General features: G+C 71.2%; 21 protein-coding genes. 8 read left to right on the forward strand and 13 right to left on the reverse strand.

Features of this window, described 5'->3' with window-relative positions; genetic code table 11:
* Position 1: 1 nt before the first annotated feature.
* Genes KME78_RS16735 through KME78_RS16745 form a run of 3 tightly spaced genes read right to left on the reverse strand, consistent with a single transcriptional unit; the run spans position 2 to position 3,056 of the window.
* Positions 2-820, reverse strand: coding sequence for a carbohydrate ABC transporter permease (locus KME78_RS16735; RefSeq protein WP_219529824.1), 819 nt, complete (start codon positions 818-820; stop codon positions 2-4).
* On the reverse strand, positions 817-1,779 hold the full coding sequence (locus tag KME78_RS16740) for a carbohydrate ABC transporter permease (protein ID WP_219529825.1): 963 nt from the start codon (positions 1,777-1,779) through the stop codon (positions 817-819). The genes KME78_RS16735 and KME78_RS16740 overlap by 4 nt, the downstream gene beginning before the upstream one ends.
* A complete protein-coding gene (locus KME78_RS16745) occupies positions 1,776-3,056 on the reverse strand; it encodes an extracellular solute-binding protein (protein ID WP_219529827.1) in 1,281 nt (426 codons plus the stop codon). The genes KME78_RS16740 and KME78_RS16745 overlap by 4 nt, the downstream gene beginning before the upstream one ends.
* Before the next feature lie 147 nt (positions 3,057-3,203).
* Between KME78_RS16745 and KME78_RS16750 the strand changes: the two genes are divergently transcribed.
* Positions 3,204-4,226 (forward strand): LacI family DNA-binding transcriptional regulator, encoded by a 1,023-nt coding sequence (locus KME78_RS16750; protein ID WP_219529828.1) that lies wholly within the window; start codon positions 3,204-3,206, stop codon positions 4,224-4,226.
* Positions 4,227-4,228: 2 nt separating this feature from the next.
* Here the strand turns inward: KME78_RS16750 and KME78_RS16755 are convergent, their stop codons facing one another.
* Together KME78_RS16755 and KME78_RS16760 are read right to left on the reverse strand one after the other, a co-directional pair.
* Positions 4,229-4,747 (reverse strand): GNAT family N-acetyltransferase, encoded by a 519-nt coding sequence (locus tag KME78_RS16755; RefSeq protein WP_246651166.1) that lies wholly within the window; start codon positions 4,745-4,747, stop codon positions 4,229-4,231.
* A gap of 74 nt (positions 4,748-4,821) precedes the next feature.
* Positions 4,822-5,529 (reverse strand): sirohydrochlorin chelatase, encoded by a 708-nt coding sequence (locus KME78_RS16760; protein ID WP_308126983.1) that lies wholly within the window; start codon positions 5,527-5,529, stop codon positions 4,822-4,824.
* A 256-nt stretch (positions 5,530-5,785) separates the two neighbouring features.
* Here KME78_RS16760 and KME78_RS16765 point away from each other — a divergent pair, with 256 nt between their 5' ends.
* On the forward strand, positions 5,786-7,087 hold the full coding sequence (locus KME78_RS16765; protein ID WP_219529831.1) for an MFS transporter: 1,302 nt from the start codon (positions 5,786-5,788) through the stop codon (positions 7,085-7,087).
* Here KME78_RS16765 and KME78_RS16770 read toward each other — a convergent pair.
* The 7 genes from KME78_RS16770 to KME78_RS16800 all read right to left on the reverse strand — a co-directional run bounded on the left by KME78_RS16770 (position 7,067) and on the right by KME78_RS16800 (position 13,850).
* Complete coding sequence (locus KME78_RS16770) at positions 7,067-7,678, reverse strand: hypothetical protein (protein WP_219529833.1); 612 nt, start codon at positions 7,676-7,678, stop codon at positions 7,067-7,069. The two genes, KME78_RS16765 and KME78_RS16770, sit on opposite strands and share 21 nt — an antisense overlap.
* A gap of 77 nt (positions 7,679-7,755) precedes the next feature.
* Positions 7,756-9,264: a hypothetical protein gene (locus KME78_RS16775; protein ID WP_219529834.1), complete on the reverse strand. Its 1,509-nt coding sequence runs from the start codon at positions 9,262-9,264 to the stop codon at positions 7,756-7,758.
* Positions 9,261-10,097, reverse strand: a complete 837-nt coding sequence (locus KME78_RS16780) for an ATP-binding cassette domain-containing protein (protein ID WP_219529836.1) — start codon at positions 10,095-10,097, stop codon at positions 9,261-9,263. Before KME78_RS16780 ends, KME78_RS16775 begins: the two co-directional genes overlap by 4 nt.
* Positions 10,097-10,885 carry a zf-HC2 domain-containing protein gene (locus tag KME78_RS16785; protein WP_219529837.1) on the reverse strand — a complete coding sequence of 263 codons (789 nt, stop codon included), beginning with the start codon at positions 10,883-10,885 and terminating at the stop codon, positions 10,097-10,099. The genes KME78_RS16780 and KME78_RS16785 overlap by 1 nt, the downstream gene beginning before the upstream one ends.
* On the reverse strand, positions 10,882-11,442 hold the full coding sequence (locus KME78_RS16790; RefSeq protein WP_219529839.1) for an RNA polymerase sigma factor: 561 nt from the start codon (positions 11,440-11,442) through the stop codon (positions 10,882-10,884). The genes KME78_RS16785 and KME78_RS16790 overlap by 4 nt, the downstream gene beginning before the upstream one ends.
* A gap of 35 nt (positions 11,443-11,477) precedes the next feature.
* Positions 11,478-12,419 carry an SPFH domain-containing protein gene (locus KME78_RS16795; protein WP_219529840.1) on the reverse strand — a complete coding sequence of 314 codons (942 nt, stop codon included), beginning with the start codon at positions 12,417-12,419 and terminating at the stop codon, positions 11,478-11,480.
* 129 nt (positions 12,420-12,548) lie between these two features.
* Positions 12,549-13,850, reverse strand: coding sequence for an MFS transporter (locus tag KME78_RS16800; protein ID WP_219529842.1), 1,302 nt, complete (start codon positions 13,848-13,850; stop codon positions 12,549-12,551).
* A gap of 86 nt (positions 13,851-13,936) precedes the next feature.
* Between KME78_RS16800 and KME78_RS16805 the strand changes: the two genes are divergently transcribed.
* The 6 genes from KME78_RS16805 to KME78_RS16830 all read left to right on the forward strand — a co-directional run bounded on the left by KME78_RS16805 (position 13,937) and on the right by KME78_RS16830 (position 18,531).
* The gene (locus KME78_RS16805) at positions 13,937-14,629 is read left to right on the forward strand and encodes a GntR family transcriptional regulator (RefSeq protein ID WP_308126984.1); all 693 of its coding nucleotides are present in this window, start codon (positions 13,937-13,939) and stop codon (positions 14,627-14,629) included.
* Positions 14,630-14,638: 9 nt separating this feature from the next.
* The gene (locus KME78_RS16810) at positions 14,639-15,001 is read left to right on the forward strand and encodes a DUF2203 domain-containing protein (RefSeq protein ID WP_219529843.1); all 363 of its coding nucleotides are present in this window, start codon (positions 14,639-14,641) and stop codon (positions 14,999-15,001) included.
* A gap of 95 nt (positions 15,002-15,096) precedes the next feature.
* On the forward strand, positions 15,097-16,098 hold the full coding sequence (locus KME78_RS16815; RefSeq protein WP_219529845.1) for a hypothetical protein: 1,002 nt from the start codon (positions 15,097-15,099) through the stop codon (positions 16,096-16,098).
* A gap of 5 nt (positions 16,099-16,103) precedes the next feature.
* The gene (locus KME78_RS16820; RefSeq protein WP_219529846.1) at positions 16,104-17,078 is read left to right on the forward strand and encodes a hypothetical protein; all 975 of its coding nucleotides are present in this window, start codon (positions 16,104-16,106) and stop codon (positions 17,076-17,078) included.
* A gap of 70 nt (positions 17,079-17,148) precedes the next feature.
* Complete coding sequence (locus tag KME78_RS16825) at positions 17,149-17,712, forward strand: CGNR zinc finger domain-containing protein (protein ID WP_308126985.1); 564 nt, start codon at positions 17,149-17,151, stop codon at positions 17,710-17,712.
* 204 nt (positions 17,713-17,916) lie between these two features.
* A complete protein-coding gene (locus tag KME78_RS16830) occupies positions 17,917-18,531 on the forward strand; it encodes an alpha-ketoglutarate-dependent dioxygenase AlkB (RefSeq protein WP_219529848.1) in 615 nt (204 codons plus the stop codon).
* Positions 18,532-18,698: 167 nt separating this feature from the next.
* Here KME78_RS16830 and KME78_RS16835 read toward each other — a convergent pair whose 3' ends face one another.
* The gene (locus tag KME78_RS16835) at positions 18,699-19,760 is read right to left on the reverse strand and encodes a beta propeller repeat protein (protein WP_219529849.1); all 1,062 of its coding nucleotides are present in this window, start codon (positions 19,758-19,760) and stop codon (positions 18,699-18,701) included.
* Between the last annotated feature and the right edge of the window lie 50 nt (positions 19,761-19,810).

Here is a 19,810-nt window from a genome sequence, read left to right on the forward strand (position 1 = left end):
TTCACCCTTTCGTGGCTCCTGCGGTGAGGCCACCGATCAGGTGGCGTTCGGCGACGGCGTAGAACCCGAGTGCGGGCACCATGGCCAGGACGAGGTAGGCGAGGATCCGGGCAGTGTCGGTGCTGTACTGGCCCTGGAACTGCTGGACGCCGAGCGGCAGCGTCCATCCCGACTCGTCGCTGAAGACGACCAGGGGCAGCATGAAGTTGTTCCAGCTCCCGACGATCGCCAGGACGGACACGGTGGCCAGCGCGGGCCGGGCCATCGGCAGCAGGATCCGCCAGAAGAAGCCGAAGGCGGTGCAGCCGTCGAGGATGGCCGCCTCCTCGATCTCGCCGGGGATGCTCCGGAAGAAGCCGCGCAGGATGAGGATCGTCAGCGGCAGCCCGAAGGCGCCCTGCGTCAGGATCACGCCGAGGGGGCTGTCGAGCAGGCCGAAGGTCCGCAGCAGCACGAAGATCGGCAGGATCGCCACCGCGAACGGGAACATCAGCCCCATCGTGAACAGCGTGAACAGCACCTCCCTGCCGCGGAAGGCGAACCTGGCGAAGACGAAGGCGGCCAGCGCCGACAGCGCGACCACGAGCACGGTCGAGGTCAGCGCGATGAACGTGCTGTTCCACAGCTGCCGCCAGAACGAGCCGGAGGCGAGCACGTCGGTGTAGTTCGACGGAACCCACGGATCGGGCAGGCCGAACGGGTTGGTGGACAGCTGGGCGGTGCTCTTGAAGCCGCCGAGCAGCGCGTAGACGACCGGGACGAGGATGAAGGCGCCGACGATCCACGCGATCGCGTGCAGGGGCAGGGCCGGCCGTCTCATCGGTGGTCTCCCATTCTGGTGGTCGCGCCCTCCAGATCGCGCCGCATCACGAAGCGCTGGTAGGCGAGGGCGAAGACGAGGCTGAGCGCGAACATCACCACGCTGATCGCGCTGGCGTAGCCGACCTGGGAGCGCTTGAACCCGAACTCCAGCATCGTGACGGCCATCGTCTCCGAGGAGTGCGAGGGCCCGCCCTGGGTGAGGATCCAGACCAGGTCGAACAGCTGGATCGTGTAGATGACCGACAGGAACACGCTGATCCGGATCGTCGGCCCCAGCAGCGGCAGCGTGACGTGCCAGAACACCTGCCTGGACGTGCCGCCGTCGATCTGCGCGGCCTCGATCAGCTCGTCGGGGATGTTCTGCCGCCCGGCCAGGTAGATCATCATGTGGAAGCCGAAGTACTTCCACGTCATGACCAGGAAGAGCGAGAGCATCACCGTGTCGGGGTCGGCGAGCCAGTCCGAGTTCAGCCCGACCACGCCCAGGATCCGGTTGGCCACCCCGGCCCCCGGCGAGAGGATCAGCGAGAACAGCACGCCGGTGATCACCTCGGAGAGCACGTACGGCGCGAAGAACACCAACCGGTACAGCGTCCGCCCGCGGATCCGCTGGTTGAGCAGCATGGCGATGCCCAGCGAGATGGGCAGCTGCACCACGACGGACAGGACGACGAGGACCACCAGGTGCCAGACGTCGTCCCGGAAGACCTCGGTGCCGAACAGCCGGGTGAAGTTGTCCAGCCCGATGAAGTTCTTCGGCAGCCCGCCGAAGCCGTTCCACTTGAAGACGCTCGCGTACAGGGCGATCAGGATCGGCGCCACGACGAGCAGCAGGAAGAGCACCAGCGCGGGCAGCAGGAACAGCCCGATGGTGACCCAGCCGCGCCGCCGCCCCCGGGAGGGGGGCACGGGGGCGGCGAGCGCGGGCGCCTGCGGCCCCCGGGTCAGCGTCGTCATTCGCTCTTGGCCACTTCCGTGATGGCGTCGACGACCTGCTGGGGCGTCTTGGTGCCGCCGATGAGCTGCGCCACGCTGTCGTTGACCTCCTGGCCGACCGCGGGCGGGTACGCCTGGTCGAGGAAGAGCTGGAAGCCGGTGGCGGAGGCCAGCGACTCGGCCACGACCTTCAGGTTGGCGTCCTTGACCGCGCTCTCCTCGCCCTTCAGCACGGGAAGCACCCCGCCGGACTCGACGGCCTTGGCGTGATTGCCCTTCTCTGTCATGAACTTCACGAACTCCACCGCCTCCGGCGGCGCGTCGGCGCCCACGGCGATCCCGCCACCGCCGCCGAACGCCTCGGTGATCGCGCCCTTGCCGCCGTCGACCGTCGGGAAGGGGAAGAAGCCCAGGTCGCCGCCGAGCCCCTTGCCCGATGAAGCCTGCACGGTCGGCGCCCACTGGCCCATCAGCTCCATCGCGGCCTTGCCGTTGGACATGGTCGCCGCCTGGCCGTCAGGGGTGCCGTAGCCGGCCCCGAGGAAGCCCTTCTGGAACGGCTGCAGGTCCACCAGCGCCTTGAGCTGCTGTCCGGCGGTGACGAAGTCGGGTTTGGTGAAGTCGTGGTCCACCCCGGCCTGCTGCAGGGCGGGCAGCCCGCCGATACGCATGGCCAGATAGGCCCAGTAGTAGTGGCCGGGCCACTTCTCCTTGCCGGCCAGCGCGATCGGGGTGGTCCCCGACGCCTTCAGCTTCTTGACGTCCTCCAGGAACTCCGCCCACGTGGCCGGCGGCGCGGTGATGCCCGCCTTGGCGAAGAGCCGCTTGTTGTACCAGAAACCGACCATCCCGATGTCGGTCGGCAGCGCGTACGTCTTCCCGTCGAACTGGTAGGCCGCCAGCGACGCCTTGGTGAAGTCGCCGAGCACCGGCGCGACGTCGTCGCTGATGTCCTTGACCAGGCCCGCGTCGAGCTCCTGCTTCAGAACCCCGCCGCCCCACGTGGCGAACAGGTCGGGCGCCTTGCCCGACTGCGTGAGCGTGGTCAGCTTGGCCTTGTACGCGTCGTTCTCCAGGACGGTGAGCTTCATGGTCACGTTGGGATGCGCGGCCTGGAACTCCTTGGCCCTGGTCGCCCAGAGCGTCTTCATCGGCTCAGTGGTCGACAGGTGCCACCATTCGAGCGTCACCTTCGCGGCTGAGGCCGGTCCGCCGCTCTGGGCGGGCTCCGCGGTCCCGCCGCCGCTGCAGCCGGCGAGGAGTACGGCCGTGGCGACCAGAACGAGACTGCGCCGCATAGGGGTTCCCTTCTCCGTTGTTGAAAGTTTCGTAAACCCCCCGATAATTTTCGTTGCCCGGAGCATAAGATTCCCCCTGTAATGCGTCAATAGCCGCCGTGGGAGCGATTCCAACTCATCGCCGAAAGTTTCGATAGACTCCGGCTCATGCCAGCGAAGAGGCGGGTGACGATCGCCCTGATAGCCGAGGAGGCCGGGGTCTCGATCCCCACGGTGTCCAAGGTCATCAACGGCCGGCCCGAGGTGGCCCCGGAGACGCGCCACCGGGTCGAGCGGTTGCTGCACGAGCACGGCTACCAGCGGCGCACCAGTCAGGACGACACGCCCTCGGGCCTGGTGGACCTGGTGTTCGCCGAGATCGAGTCGCCGTGGGCGATGGAGATCGTCCGCGGCGCCGAGTCGGCGGCCCGCGACGCGGGAGCCAGCGTCGTCATGTCGGTCCTGCACACCCACGCGGGTCCCGGCCGTGACTGGCTGGACCGCCTCGCCTCCCGGCGGACGGACGGCGTGGTCGTCGTGGCCTCCAAGCTCTCGACCGGCGTCCAGGCCCAGCTCAGCGCCCGCTCACTGCCGTTCGTCGTGGTGGATCCCGAAGGCGAGCCGGCACCCGGCGTGGTTTCGGTGGGCGCCACCAACTGGCACGGCGGCCTGGCCGCCACCCGCCACCTCCTGGAGCTGGGCCACCGCAGAGTCGCCATGATCAGCGGTCCCGCCGACATGCTCTGCAGCCAGGCGCGCGTCGACGGCTACCGGGCGGCGCTGGAGACCGCGGGCGTCGAGGTGGATCCCGCGCTGATCCGCAGAGGCACCTTCCTGGTCGACTCGGGCCACGACCAGGGCCACGCCCTGCTCTCCCTGCCCGACCCGCCGACGGCGATCTTCGCGGGCAGCGACCTCATGGCCTTCGGCGTCTTCGAGGCCGCCCGCCAGCGCGGCCTGCGCGTCCCGGAAGACCTGAGCGTCGTCGGCTTCGACGACCTGCCCCTGTCGAAGTCGGCCTGGCCCCCGCTGACCACGGTCCGCCAGCCGCTCCAGGAGATGGCCGCCCTGGCGACGCGTACGGTCCTGGCGATGAAGCGCGGCGAGGCCCCGGAGAGCAGGAGGGTGGAGCTGGCGACCGATCTCATAGTCCGGGAGAGCACCGCGGCGTTGGTCAAGCCCGAAGCCTGACCCTACCGGTCCGTCCAGTCGTCCTCGATGATCGAGTGGATGATCGAGTCACGCCAGCCCGACGGCGTCTGCACGTGGTGGCGGACCCGGCCCTCCTCGATCATCCCGGCGGTCAGCATCGCCAGCTGGGCGGGCAGATTGCCGGGTGCCCGCGCGCCCCAGATCCGGTGCAGCCCCAGCTCCTTGAAGCCGAACGACTGCACCAGGCGGATCAGGTCCGTGCCGATGCCGCGCCCCCACTGGTCGGGCCGGAGTCCGAGACCGATCTCGGCGCTGTGCGGGTGGTCGGCCTCGATGTGCAGCCGCGCGACCCCGACCACCTCGCGGGTCTCGGCGTCGGTCACCGCCAGCGCGTACAGCCGCCGCGGCTCGGCCGCGGCGGCCCGGATGGCGTCCTTGACGAGCGTGGCCACCTGCTCCAGCGTGCGCGGCGCGAACGGCATGTACGCCGTGGCCTCCGGATTGCCATAGACGGCGTGCAGGGCGGTCACGTCGGCCTCCGTGACGTCACGGAGGCCCAAACGCGCACCTTTCCACTGCACGCGGCGCATGCGGAGAAAGGTAACCCGACTTCAGTGATCTCTACAAGCCCTTGTCAAGTCGCGAGTTGACTTCCGTAAGCTCGCGCGACAAGTTCGGCCACCGCACTGTGCGCGCCGAGCGGTTCGGCGTAGCCCGCGCGGACCCCCGCGGCGGCCTGCTCGACGATCGACGCCGGGGCCTCGTGGCCGATCAGGCAGGGGGCGATGGCCAGGCGCTCGGCGCCGGCGGCCCGCAGCCGTTCGGCCGCGATCGGCACGCCCGGGTCGCTGTCGAGAGAGGCGGCGACCACGGGGAGCGTGAGCCGCGAGGCGAGCAGCACCGCCGTCGCCTGGACGGCGTGCACGGCCCGCTCGCCGCCGACCGTGCCCAGGATGATGGCGTCGACGGGGCTGGAGACGTTCAGCAGCCGGACCCGGTCGGCCCTGGCCAGGCCGCGCTCGGCCAGCCTGATGTGCAGCGCCTCGGCCAGCAGCGGGTGCGGGCCGAGCGCCTCGGTCACGACCGCGGGCGAACCCGCCGCCGCGACGGCCTTGCCGATGTCGGCGAGGACGATGGGATCGTCCCAGGTCAGCAGCGGCACCACGATCGCTTCGCGGCCCGCGGGCAGCGAATCGGCGAGGTCCGTGACGGTCGTGAGGCGTACCTCGATCTGGGGGTTGTCGACGCGTACCACGGCCGCGATCTCCGCTGCCACGCCCGAGGTGCTGCCCGGCACCGCGAGGACGAGGACAGGGGCGTCCGGCGGCAGGGACGTGGGCACGGGACGGCGGTGTCGACCGCCACCCGGCCGGGGGGAACGTTCACGTACAGGCAGGCTCACAGGCGCGCAGTTTATGCCCATAAAGGGGCTCACGTTCTGGGAAATGGCCGCGATTCAATTACAACGCTCCACCTGTGATCGAGATCACATCGTGATGGCCGCGAATCTTGACATATCTGGATAAAACGGCAGGCTCAGCAGCATCTAGAAACGTGTTCTAGAGCGACAGTCAGGCACCGTCCCACTAAGGACTGGTATGAAGCCGTTCTATGTCCGCGAGTTAAGTGTGTACCCCGTCGGTCGTCGTCGGGTCTGGCTCCTGGCGATAGCCGTGCTGGCGAGTCTGATCGCCAACTTCGAGACGACGATCGCCACCATCCTGCCGTTGCTGCAGCGCGACCTGCAGATGTCACTCGAGGTCTACGGGCTGATCGCGGCCGTGTCCGTGCTGGTGGGCGGGTTGTCGGCGGGGTTCGGCGGCATCCTGTCCGACCGGTGGGGCCGGGTCACGATCCTGGTGCCCACGCTGACCGTCACCGCCGCCTGCAACTTCCTGCTCGCCACCGTCGACTCGGTCAGCGGGCTGTTCGTGGTCCGCTGCCTGATGCTGTTCATCGAGGGCGCCGGGATCACGATCACCGCGTCGCTCGTCCGCGACTTCTCGCCGCGCCTGGGCCGGGCGCAGGCGTTCGCGTTCTGGACCTGGGGGCCGGTCGGCGCCTCGTTCCTGGCCTCGTTCATCGCCGGCTTCACGCTGCCGATGTTCGACAACGCCTGGCAGTCGCAGGCGATCATCATGGGCATCGTCTCGCTGCTGCTCTGCGGGGTGATCATCTGGCAGATCGCCGAGCCGTCGGCGGCCCTGCGGGCCCAGGTCATGCAGTACGAGCAGGCGGTGGTCTCCGAGGAGAAGATCGATCCGGGCAAGGTGAAGGAGCTGTTCCGGCACCCCCACCTCTGGGCCCACGTGCTCGGCAACACCGGCTGGCAGGTGCTCTACTGGACCTTCGCGATCTTCGGCCAGACGATCCTGGCCGGCAGCGCGTTCGGGATGGAGACCGCTGAGGCCAACCGCGTCGTCGCCCTGGGCATCCTGCTCAACGCGGTGGCCGTCATCGTGGTCGGCCGGATCTCCGACCGGTTGCGCCTGCGCAAGCCGTTCACGGCCGTGGGCATCGTGCTGACGATCGCGACGCTCGCCTACTTCATCAGCCTGGTCGGCACGGGCGCCACGGTCGGCCGCGTCACCTTGGTCTATGCGATCCTGTTCCTGGTCCTGGGCATCGCCTACGTCCCCTGGATGGCGAACTTCTCCGAGGACGCCGAAGACGTCGACCCCCGGCTCCAGGGTGCGGCGCTGGGCCTGTGGGGCATGGTCGTCCGGATCATGATCGTGGCCCTGCTGGTGATCTCACCGATGGTGGTGGCGGCCGGCGGATGGGGGACGTGGCTGTGGGTGGCACTGGTCGGCCAGGTGATCTTCCTGGCGTCGGTGGCCGCCTTCAAGGGCTCCTGGCGGCGCCCGCGCGCCGCCGACTCACCGAAGGTCCCGGCCTGACACCATCAGCCACAGGTACGGCACGGGCAAGGCGAACAGCCAGAACCGGTGCGCCTCGTCCCAATGACCGAACCCGCACGTCGGCGGCCACAGCCTGACCTCCGGCGGCAGCAGGATGGTGGCCAGCACCAGGGCGAGCTGGACGACCACGGCGGCCATGGCGGCCTGCCGCCCGGGAGCGTACCGGACGGCGGTCGCCGCGGCCGCCAGCCCGATCCCCAGGCAGACGCCCACCTCGATGAGCATGTCCCCCACGGGGAACAGCGCCCCGTCGGGCAGCCTCGACAGCACGTAGGCGAAGGCGCCCAGCCAGACGGCGACGGCCGCACCGCCGGCGAGCAGGCACCGCTCGGCCTGCCGCAGCCGGTGCGACACCGGCTGCGCGCCGCCGGACATGGCGTCGACCAGGGCGAAGGCGGCGGCGGACGCCAGCAGCGTCCCGGAGACCCGCAGCAGGACGAGCCCCATGCCGGCGGTCAGCGGCTGCCCGTAGTCGGCCAGCGTGACCAGGGCCGCGGTGAAGAGCGTGACCACCGCCAGCGGGGCCCAGCTGATGGCCCGCACGAGCGGGCGCAGGAGCAGGAGCGGCACGGTCAGCGGTGCCCTCCTTGGCGTGATCGTCCTCGGCGGGGTCGTCGCTACGACCCCGGATCCGGTTCGTTGCGCGGTCATCGGCATGGCGTCCCTTTCGGCTTGGACGTGGGGTAGCGCTGGGGGAGTCCGAGCAGGGGGAGCGCCTGCTCGACGGTGGTGGCCGGGCGCATGAGCGCGTCCCAGTTGGCCCAGACGCGTTCCCGGGCACCGGGCGACTGGAGCAGGAGCTTGGCGTAGCCGACCTCGGTGTCCCCGAAGTCGACGCCGGAGCGGGCGGCCATGCGCCCGTCCATGTACAGGTACCCCGGACGGCTGATCGTCGAGGACTGCCCCATCAGCCACAGGGCGACGACCACGCGTGCCTGGCCGTGGGCGGAGCACGCCTTGTCGAAGCCACCGATGTCGAACGCCAAGAACTGCGCCAGCAGCCTGCGCTGGTCGTCCGTTCCCCACGCCATGGGCGCGATGGCGACGCCGTCCTCGTACGTGTACGACCAGCTCGAGGTGTACTGCTTCACCACGGGGACGCGATCGCGGGCGCTCGGCGGCATCGCGCGGACTATGGGCGCCACCACTCCGGCCCACAACGGGATCCACGACGCGTAATCCGACAGGGCGCAGTAGCGAACACCTTCGCGCTGCTCGCACCGGTAGGCGTCCCGGCCGAAGTACCTCTCCCGTACGCGCGCGTCGACGTCGCCAAGGGTCAGCGTCTTTCCGGTCGGGAATTGGGCCGCTGGACGTACCGCCGCCGCGGTGGCCCCCGCGGGCACCGCGACGGCCAGCGCGACCACGGCCGCGACCATGGCGACCGGCCGGCGCCCATGCCGCAGCAGCGCGGCGAGTCCCGCCAGCACGGCCAGGGCCAGCACGTAGACGAGGTGGGGACCGGATGGCCGGTCGGGCCAGTCCATCCAGTGGGTCTGCATGACCGGCAGCCACCAGCTGCCGGGGTCGGTGTTGAACATGATGAGCAGCCCCAGCCCGCCCACGACCACCGGCCCCGCGATCAGCCACCTGGCCCACCGGCCCACGGCCACGCCGAGCGCGGCGCCCAGCGCGCCGACACCGAGCGCGGTCAGCGGCTCGAACACGTCCAGCCGCCCGCCCGCGGGCCCGCTCAGCGCCCGCACCAGCAGATAGCCGCCGACGACCACCGCCTGTCCCACCACGGCGACCACGACGGCCGCGAACAGCACCGCCCTGGTTCGCGCCTCGGCCCGCCCCGGCAGAGCCGCGAGGAGCTCCGGCATCCCGTGCCGCCCGTCGCGCGACACGGCCAGGCTCGCCACCACGAGTAGCGCCCCGGCCAGGCAGGAGGCGATCCCGGTGGCATGGACCGGATCGACGGTGAGGTCCGGCTGCTGCCCCCGGCTCAACTGGATCTGCACCCCCAGCACCAGCGCCGCCATGCCCCACACCAGCGGATGCCTGACCATCCTCCGCAACTCGACCCGGAACAGCTGTCCGGTCATGTGGCGGCTCCCGACAGCGGACGGCTGTCCGGTCAGGTGGCCGCTCCGGCCGGCGGACGGCTGGCCGGCCGGGTCGCCGGTCCGGCCGGGGGTCAGTGCCTCGGTCACGCCGCCTCCCCGACCAGCAGCAGGTAGCCGTCCTCCACGCCGGGCTCGGCGGGCTCGGCGCCGGGTGGACGGTCGCCGAGGGTGCGGTAGCGGCCGTTGGCGGTGCGCCAGAACAGCCGCGACTCCGACGGCGCCCGGTCCGACAGCCACACCTGCCCGGCCGCGGTGGCGGCCAGCCCGCCCGGGGTCCCGTCGAAGACGACGCGGCCGCGGACCATGGTGACCACACGCTCGCAGAGCGCCGCGACGTCCTCCGTCTGATGGGTGGACAGCAGCACCGTACGGCTCTCGCCGAGTCGCGAGACGAGCGCCCTGAACAGCATCCGCTGCTCCGGGTCCAGACCCACGGTCGGCTCGTCCAGGATCAGCAGCTCCGGCTCGCCCAGCAGCGCCTGGGCCAGGGCCAGCCGCTGCCGCATGCCGCCGGACAGCTTGCGGACCTTCGTCCTGGCCTGGTCGGTGAGGTCCACCTCGGCCAGCACCCGCCGCACCTCGCTGTGGCGGTGCTTCCTGTCGGTCAGCTCCTTGAGTATCGCGACATAGTCGACCAGGTCGAACGCGGTGAAGTGCGGGTAGTGGCCCGGGTCCTGCGGCAGGTAGCCGAGCCTGCGCCGCAGCGCGGTGCGCTGGACGGCGTGCGCCGGGTCCAGGCCGAAGGCGTCGACGCGGCCGCCGTCGTACGAGAGCGTGGTGGCCAGGCAGCGCAGCAGCGTGGTCTTGCCCGCGCCGTTCGGCCCGAGCAGCCCGGTCACGCCGGGCCCGACCGACAGGCTCAGCCCGTCGAGCACCTGCTTGCCGCCGTACTTCTTGGTCAGGTCATGGATATGGAGCATCAGGCGTTCACCTTGTAGTAGAGGCGTAGGGAGATCAGCAGGGCCGCGCAGCCGTACCCGAGCTGCGCGGCGGGCCCGAAGGCGGTGAGCAGGTCACCGGTGAGGCCCCCGGCGGCGGCCACCCCGAGCAGCCAGAGGCCGCCCGCCGCGAGCGCGGAGGCCGGCACCGGCAGCCGCGACGACAGCAGGAGGCAGCAGGACGTCGTCGCGAGCGACGGCAGCAGCCAGGCGGCGCTCAGCCCCGCGGGGGCGGGCAGGAGCGGTGCGGCCACGGCGGCCAGCACCACGGCCACGGCCAGCGTGCCGGCGGCCCTGACCAGCAGCAGGCGCGCGCCCGACAGCGGGGTCGCGGCCAGCAGCTCGTGTACCGGGTCCACCCGCGGCCCGTACGCCAGAGCGATCCCGGCCAGCGGCAGTATCGGCGCGGCGGCCAGGAACACCGGCAGGTACGCGGCCGACTCCCTGGCCGCGAGCACCGCGAACGCCAGCGCCGCCACCACCGCGGCGACCCAGGCCCCGTTCATCGTGGGCGTGGCGGTCAGCAGCCTGGCCACATGCTCGGGGACGCCGCCGGACCGCAGCAGCCGCTCCAGCGGCGACGGGCGCGGGCTGAGCACCTCGGCCTCCAGCCGCTGCCATGAGTCCCGCAGCCAGCCCTCCTCGTACGGCACCGCCGCCCGGCAGTCCGGGCAGCCGTCGAGATGCGCGTCCACCGACATCGCCCGGGCGGGGTCGAGTCCGCCCGCCAGATAGGCGTCCATGAGGTCGGCCGTGATGTGCCAGCTCATGCGAGTTCCTCCCTGAGCCGGGCCCGCGCCCGCATCGCCCGGGTCTTGATGGTTCCTTCAGGGACGCCGAGCAGCCGCGAGGTCTCCTTGACCGTCAGCCCGTCGAGGACGGTCGCCTGGATGACCGCGCGCAGCTCCGGCGAGAGGCGGTCGAGGGCGGCGCCGAGGTCCCCGTGCTCGACGCCGAGCAGCGCGACGTCCTCGGCCGACGCGGTGGCCGGCTCCTGACCGGCCCGCTCTTCGAACCCCCGCCGCCCGCGCAGGGACGAGACGAGGCGGCGCACCGCGATCGTCCACAGCCAGCCCGCCGGATTGCCCCCGTCGAAGCGGCCCGCCGTCCGCCACACCGCCAGGAACGTGTCCTGCAGGGCGTCGTCCACCGCGTCGGGGTCGGCGCAGCGGCGGGCCAGCCGGGCCCTGAGCCAGGGGACGTGCCGGTGGTGGAGCAGGCGCAGCGCCGTCACGCTCTCCGCGGCGATCGCGGCGATCAGCTCGGCGTCCGTGCTGTCCGGCCCGGCGTCCGGGGGCTCACGTCTGCTGAAGGGGAAGCGTCTCACACCTCAGCTATCGCACAGTGGCCCGCGGACGGTTCTCACTTGGCCGGGACCACGACGGATTGCGGGTTGCCCGGGGCGTAGACGGTGATGCCCTGGGGGAGCGACTTGAGCTTGTCGATCTCGGCGCAGGCGGGGCACTTGTCGTAGCCCTCCTGCCGGGCCTGGTTCGCGGCCGCCTCGGCCTTGGCCTGGGCCACCCGCGCCTGGGCCTCGGAGACGGCGGCGCCGGCCGCCAGCGATCTGTCGACGGCCTGCTGCACCTCGGCCGGCAGCGTCACCTTGGCCAGGGTGAACTTCAGGCCGGTGAAGAACTCGCCACCCAGTGCCTGGGGCAGCTCCCGGGCCAGTGCGGCGTTGACGGCGTTCTGGACCTTGGTGATGTTCGTGTTGCTGTCCTGTGGCTTGAGGGCGCTGCTCTCCAGCAGCGAGCACGAGGGGACGAGCTCGGCGCAGCGCATGTCGCCGAGCTGGCTGCGCAGCGCGTTGTCGATCACCGGCCGGACGGCCTGGCCGAAGAACGCCGTCCAGCCGTCGTCGCCCTCCCACGCGGCCAGCGAGCTGTCGTCCTGGGCGCGGTAGGTGCGGGTGCCGTACTTGTCGTCGAACTTCTTCAGCGCGTCGTGGTCGAGGTTGAGCGTGAAGTACAGGGTCCCCTCGATGCCCAGGTTCACGCCGTCGCTGCTCGGCACCGTCACCACGTCCACGCCGAGCCGGGTGGCGCGCTTGGCGTCGGCGGTGATCGTGTAGAAGCGCTGCTGCGCGGGATAGGCGTGGACGGAGGACCACATGCCCGTCCAGGTCAGCCCGGAGCCCGGGTCGATGACCTGGCGGACCTGGTTGTCGTCGAACCAGCCGCCGTCGCGGACGACGGCGACCTCGCCGCCTTGGGTGCTGTCCAGGCCGCCGACGACGCCGATGAGGGTGGGGACCGCGAGCAGTGCGGCGATGATCAAGGCGATCGACAGGGTGGTACGCATGGCTGCCTCCCCTCGCGGGCGGCGGTGGCAGCCGCCGCCCGCGCTTTTCGCGGCAAGACCTACAGGGAATACGGCCGTTGTCCGGCCGAGGTCGGGGCGCTCAGGCCCCGTTGGAGGAGAGCGGCCCGCTCAGACCCGTTGCGGGACGTCGGCGGCGATGTCCAGGTCGCGGGTCTCCGGCGCGATGGCCAGGCCGAAGGCCGTGACGGCCAGCGCGACCACCACGTAGATCGAGACCGCTGTCGTGCTGCCGTACGCGGCGAACAGCTTGAGCGCGATGATCGGGGCCAGCGCGCCCCCGACGATCCCGGCCACCTGGTATCCCATGGACGCGCCGCTGTAGCGGAGCCTGGTGCTGAACAGTTCGGCGATGAAGGCGGCCTGCGGGCCGTACATCGCCGCGTGGGTGACCAGCGCGATGATCGCGGCGAGGGCGATCAGCGGGAACGACTTGGTGTCGAGCAGCGGGAAGAAGGCGAACGCCCACACCGCCGCGCCGATCACGCCCGCGAGGTAGACGGGCCGCCGGCCGACCCGGTCCGACAGCGCGCCGAACAGCGGGATCAGCGCCAGTTGCAGCGCGGACGCGATCAGCACCGCGTTCAGCCCCACCGAGCGGTCCAGCTTCAGCGGGCCCGTGATGTAGACCAGGATGTACGCGGTGAAGGTGTAGAAGGCCACGTCCACGCCGATGCGCGCGGTGAACGCCGACAGCAGCGCGCGCGGGTGCGTGCGCAGCACCTCCAGCAGCGGCATCTTCGCCTTGGCGCCCTGCTGGGCCAGCTCCGCGAACAGCGGCGACTCCGTGATCTTCAACCGGACCCAGAGCCCGACCAGCACCAGCACGCCCGACAGCAGGAACGGCACCCGCCAGCCCCACGACAGGAACGCCGAGTCCGACAGCGTGAACGACAGGATCGCCAGGGTCCCGGTGGCCAGCACGTATCCGGCGGGCACGCCCACCTGCGGCCAGCTCGCGTTGAAGCCGCGCCGCCGGTCGTCGCCGTGCTCCAGCGACATGATGACCGCGCCGCCCCACTCGCCGCCCAGCCCCAGACCCTGGACGAACCTGAGCGTGGCCAGCATGATCGGCGCGAGCGCGCCGACGCTCTCGTAGCCGGGCAGCACACCGATGAGGAACGTCGAGACGCCCATCACCAGCAGCGTCACGACCAGCACGGTCTTGCGGCCGGTGCGATCGCCGAAGTGGCCGAACACGATCCCGCCGAGCGGCCTGGCCACGAACGCGACGGCGTTGGTCGTCAGTGCCAGCAGGGTCGCGTTGAGCGGGTCGAACGTGGGGAAGAACAACTTGCCGAAGACCAGCGTCGCCGCCGTGGTGTAAAGGAAGAAGTCGTACCACTCCAGAGAGGTGCCGATCAGGCTGGCGAGGATCACCCGCCGGGTCTGCCGCGTGGAGCCTGTCATCATCGCTCCTTCGATCAGGGGGTTATTTATCAACATATGGATCGTTGAACAATTCGACAAGAGGTTTGTTGGATGATTCCCTGTGGAATGTGGATGACGCGGTGGACAGTCCCCTTTCAGATCTTGAACACGACCGGGCCAGGCTGGGCCGCAGCAGCACGGCCGAGCGGGTGGCCGACATCCTGCGCGACCGCGTCACCGAGGGCTTCTTCGAGCCGGGACAGCGCCTGTCCGAGGAGGCCATCGCGGACGCGCTCGGCGTGTCGCGCAACACGCTGCGCGAGGCGTTCCGGCTGCTCGGCCACGAAGGGCTGCTGGACCACCGGCTCAACAGGGGGGTGTTCGTCCGGATCCTGTCGGCCGAGGACGTCGCGGACCTCTACCGGGTCCGCCGGGTCATCGAGGGCGCGGCCATCAGGCGCCGCCCGACCGGCCAGGCGCTGACCGTGATCAGGGAGGCCGTGGCGGACGCCGAGCGGGCCGCCGCGGCGGACGACTGGCGGGGCGTGGGCACCGCCAACATCCGCTTCCACCAGGCCCTGGTGACGCTCAACCAGAGCCCCCGGCTCGACGAGTCGATGCGCCAGCTCCTGGCCGAACTGCGCCTGGTCTTCCACGTGATGAAGAATCCACGCGCCTTCCACGAGCCGTTCGTCGCCCGCAACCGCAAACTGCTCGAACTCCTCGAGGCCGATCGGCCGGAGGAGGCCGCCGCCTTCCTCGACGCCTATCTCGACGAGGCCGAGCAACTGCTCGTCCGCGCCTACGAGCCGAACCGGTAGCGTTCGGGCATGGCCAGGATCTTCAGCCCCGACGAGGCGCGCTCACTCATGCCGTCGATCATCGACGTGGCCGGCGAGCTGATCGCCGCCCGCGCCGACCTGGCCGAGATCGCCTTCGACCGCCAGAGCACCGGCGCCTCCGCGCTGGGCGGCATCCCCGAGATCAAGGCGCTCGAGGCGCGCATCGAGGAGATCGTGAGCGCCTGGACCGAGCAGGGCATCGAGGTGAAGGGGATCGCGCCGGTCCTCATAGACTTCCCCGCCGTGCTCGACGGGGTGTCCGTACGGCTCTGCTGGATCGAGGGCGAGACCGCACTGGGCTGGTATCACCGTACGGACCTGGGCTTCCCCGGCCGCCGTCCGCTGCCCTGACCCATCACACCGCACAGGTAGGTGTTTGTGGCTGACCTGTGATCAACCCCTTTCACTCAGCCGGTATCTAACCGGACGAGTGAAAGGAACTCGCCATGAGGCACACCTCAGCGACCGCCGCCCTCCTCGCGACGGCGGTGATCGGCGGGCTGGGGATCATTCCCACCACAGCCCACGCTCAAGCAGGCTCATCCGAGGCCAGGGCGGCCTGGATCAAGTCCTGCGACGACAAGAAGAACGAGGCCGGCTACGCCTGCGGCCACTGGCAGCTCGTCATGCGGGACGGCAGGAAGATCGCCGTCAAGGACGCCGCCGCCAACGGGGTCGATGGCAAGGGCAGGAAGGTGGAGTACGCCGGCCTGTTCGCCATCAGCGGCGACGGCCACGTGATCGCCTACGAGCGGGCCCGCGACCATCGCATCGTCGTCCGGGGGACGACGGGCGGCCCGGTCAAGGTGCTGGCCGCGTCCCTGGTGCCGAAGCGGTACGGGACGGACTCGGCCTCTCTGTACCTGTCGCCCAAGGGAGACAGACTGCTGATCGACCACACCGACGATCACGAGCGCGTCCCCGGCAAGGTGGTCACGATCGCCACCGGCAAGGTCGTCCAGGTGCCCGCCATGGGCGAGGTCAGGGGCTTCAGCGCCGACGGGGACGAGGTGCTGACCAAGGACTACAACAGCGACAACACCTCCACGCTGATCGCCTACCGGGCCGACGGCGGCTCGGTCAAGCGGACACCGCCGCAGGTCGTCGCGAACGCCGCCCTCACCACGCTGGCCGCGGACGGCAAGACGGTGGCGGTGATCGTCTCGGGGGACGAGGACGCCAAGAAGGCCCCGCGCTTGCGGATCTACGACCTGGAGACCGGGGACCTCTCCGCGGGCGTGGATCTCGCTCTGAAGCCGGGACAGACGCCGTACCTCGCCCGGTGGAGCGGGGACGGACAGCTCACGGTGTTCCTCCAGTCAGGCGAGTACGGCACGACGGCGGTGGTACGGGTGCTCACCGCCGACGTGCGGACCGGCGCGGTCACGCGGACCGACAGGTATTCGATCAGCAAGACCAGGTACACCTTCAGCGTGGCAGGGGAGTGAGGACCATGAAGCTGAGGATCACCGTGGCGATCGCGGCAGGGCTGGCCGCCCTGATGACCGCGCCGACGGTCGCCCAGGCCGCGCCACACCACGAACACGACGGCATCCGCTACGCCTCGGTCAAGGGCTGCACCGTCAAGGGCGAGCAGCGGCCGTGCGGCAAGTGGCGGCTGATGATGCACAGCGGGGAGAAGGGCTCCCTGCCCGACGCCGAGACCATCGCCCGCGAGGCGAACGGCAAGTCGTCGGTCACCCAGGTCGCGCCCATCGCCGTCAGTGGTGACGGCCAGCGCGTCGCCTACTTCACCAAGGCCGGGCGGCTGGCCGTACGGACCATGGGCGGCGGGGTCAAGGTCTTCGCCAAGGACGCGCTGCCGCGCGTGGCCCAGTACAACGTGACGTTCAACCTCTCCGACGACGGCGGCCGGCTCGCGGCCGTCTTCGGCACCGCCAAGGCGGTGCGGACGCGGATCTTCGACACCGCCACCGGCGCCCTGCTCGGCTCGACGCCCGGCGGCCAGTCGATGCTCGGCTTCAGCGCCGACGGCGGCGAACTGCTCACCGACACCGCCGGCGACGAGGGCGTCACGGACCTGATCGCCTACAGCGAGTCCGGCGAGCAGCTGTTCCGGACCACGCCGCCGCAGATCGTCTCCGCCAACACCCCGCAGGCCCTCTCGGGCGACGGCCGGACCACCGCGAACGTCGTCATGGGCGCCAAGCCCCAGCTCATCCTGTACGACATGCAGACCGACGAGGTCACCGCCCGCCGGAAGCTCAAGCTGCCCGCCGGCGACCTGCTCATGGTCGACTGGACCGGCGAGCAGCAGGTGACGCTGCACCTCGTGCAGTACCCAAACGAACGCAAGGCGAACAAGATGACGATCGTCCAGATCGACACCGGCACCGGGGCCGTCACGGTCCGGGACCACTACTCGCTCCTGAAGGACAGCTACGTCTTCGCGGCCTGCGGCGGCTGAGCTCGGTCATGGTACGGCGGGGCTCGGGGGAGCCCCGCCGTACTCGTGTGTCCGGGCTTACGCTGCTGGAGTGGAGGTTCACTCGACCAGAGCGATGGCGGCGCGGGCCGTGGACCTGTGCGTGGCGCTGCTCCACGACGAACCGTCGCCGGAGTCGGTCGCGCGGGTGCTGCGCGACCACGGCGAGAGCGCCGGCCTGGACCTGGGCGAGGCCGACCTGGCGGCGATGCGCGCCGCGGCGGAGCGGCTCGTCGCCGTCTTCGCCGCCGCCGACCCCGGCACGGCGGCCGCCCACCTGAACGACCTGCTCGCCACGGTCGCGCGGGCACCCCGCCTCACCAGCCACGAGGGCACGACCCCGTGGCACCTGCACGTGGACGGCGGCGACGACGCGCCGTGGGGGGAGTGGTTCCTGGCCTCCTCCGCGCTGGCGCTGGCCGTCCTGCTGGCCGATCACCAGCGCGTCCCGGGCGGGCTGTGCGCCTCGGTCACCTGCCGCCGGCCGTACCTGGACCTGGGAGGTGGCAGCCCGCGGCGCTACTGCAGCACCCGCTGCGCCACCCGTGAGCGCGTCGCCGCGCATCGCAGCCGGACGTCGGCCGGTCCCGCCGCCACCAAGGCGCAGCGTGGGTAACGGGCGTGACGGGCGGGAATGTCGGATACTGAGGGCGTGGGGATCGGCGGCCTGCGTGGCCGCCCCGGTCTGTACGGGCTGCGTGCCGTACAGACCGGGCGGGTGGGACGACGAGCCGCGCGCCCGGCCGCACCGGCGGCCGGGCGCAGCCGGTCTGGGGCCTTACTCGAATGGATGTTTGAACGATCGCATACACTCGATGTCATGACGGCTGTTTTCCAGGCTTCTCTGCTCGGTGCCGATGAGATCGTCGGCTCGGCGATCCGCAGGACGCGGCTCGACCATGGGGCGTGGATCGACGTCGGGCCCGGCTGGCTGGCGGGGGCCGACGAGCTGTTCTCCCGCCTGTCCGAGGTGGTGCCGTGGCATGCGGAGCGGCGGCGGATGTACGACAAGGTGGTCGACGTGCCGCGGCTGCTCGCCTACTACGACGAGGGCGAGCCGCTGCCCGATCCGGCGCTCGACGACGCCCTGCGCGCGCTCAACGACCGCTACGGGCAGGAGCTCGGGGAGCCGTTCCGTACGGCCGGCCTGTGCTTCTACCGCGACGGCCGCGACAGCGTGGCCTGGCACGGCGACACCCTCGGCAGGGGTGGCACCGAGGACACCATGGTCGCGATCATCTCGGTCGGCGCCCCGCGCCCGCTGCTGCTCCGGCCCCGGGGCGGCGGCGCGTCGATCCGGCACGACCTGGGGCACGGCGACCTCATCGTGATGGGCGGCAGCTGCCAGCGCACCTGGGAGCACGCGATCCCCAAGACGTCCCGCCCCACCGGGCCGCGCATCAGCATCCAGTTCAGACCCCGCGGCGTCCGCTAGGCGCGCCGCAGGTGGTGCGGGGGCAATGAGGGCCGCCGCGCCGCTGAGGGCCGCGACGCGAGTCCGCTGAGGGCGGCACTGGGGCCTCTGAGGGCCGCCGCGCCGTTGAAGGGCCGGAGGGGGGCGATGAGGGCCGCCCCGCTGAAGGCCGGCGCGGCGCCGGGGGGTCAGTGTCGGCGCGCCGCCAGGCGGGCCACGCGGCCCTGCTCGCCGGAGGCCCAGCAGGCCAGGTCCGGTGTGCAGGAGACGGTGTCGAACGAGCCCGTGTCGAACGTCTGCCAGGCCGTCCCGCCCGAATACGTGACATCACTCCCGGACGGCCCCACCGCGATCGCCGCCACCGGCAGGTGCGGCACCCAGGCCACCCCCGACCGGTACGCGGGCGGCGGCGTGGCGGAGGCCCGCCAGGTCGCGCCGCCGTCCACGCTCACCGCCGACGCGCTGGGCGACTGCTGGTCGGCCCGGTAGTCGCCGCCCACCGCCAGACCCTTGCGCGGATCGCGGAAGGCCAGCGCGAAGACGCCGCGCGCCGGGTCGGCCGCCGGGATCGGCGTGTCCGCGACGGTCCAGGTGCGGCCCCGGTCGGCGGAGTGGAACACCCGCGAGCGCGCCGCGCCGCCGGTGGCCAGCCAGGCGTCCCGGCCGCCCGCCGTGACCAGGCACTGGCCGCTCGCCGCGAACCCGGCCTCACCCGGCAGGGCCGCCGGCATGCCGTCCGCCGGGAGCACCCGCCAGCTCGCGCCGCCGTCCTCGGTGGCGAGAATGCGGAACTTGCCGTCCACCGGGTCGCTCATCGCCAGCCCGTGCCGCCGGTCGAAGAACGCCATGCAGTCGTAGAACGCCTTCTGCTCGTCGTTCCTGAAGGTCTCGGTCCAGGTGCGGCCCGCGTCCTCGGTCCGGTAGACCCGCGCGTCCGTACCCTCGCCGATCGACAGCACCACGGCCCGGCGCGCGTCGAACGCCTCAATGTCCCGGAACTGCAGGGCCGCCGTGCCGGGCGGGGAGACGTTCTGCCAGCTCCGCCCGCCGTCCACGGTCCGCAGCACGGTGCCCTCGCTGCCCGAAGCCCACACCACGTCGCGGCTGACGGGTGACAGCCCACGCAGCCGCGCGGTCACGCCGGTCTCCTTGAGCTCCCAGGAGAGCGCGGGCGCGTCGGCGTGGGCGGGCAACGGGGTGGCGAGAACGCAGGCCGCCGACAGGGCGGACAGCGCGAATCGAAGCCTCATGCGCGGCAAACTAGCCCAATAGATCAAGCACCACAACGCCGACGAACCGG

The organism is Nonomuraea guangzhouensis, from assembly GCF_019396345.1.
Classification (GTDB): Bacteria; Actinomycetota; Actinomycetes; order Streptosporangiales; family Streptosporangiaceae; genus Nonomuraea; species Nonomuraea guangzhouensis.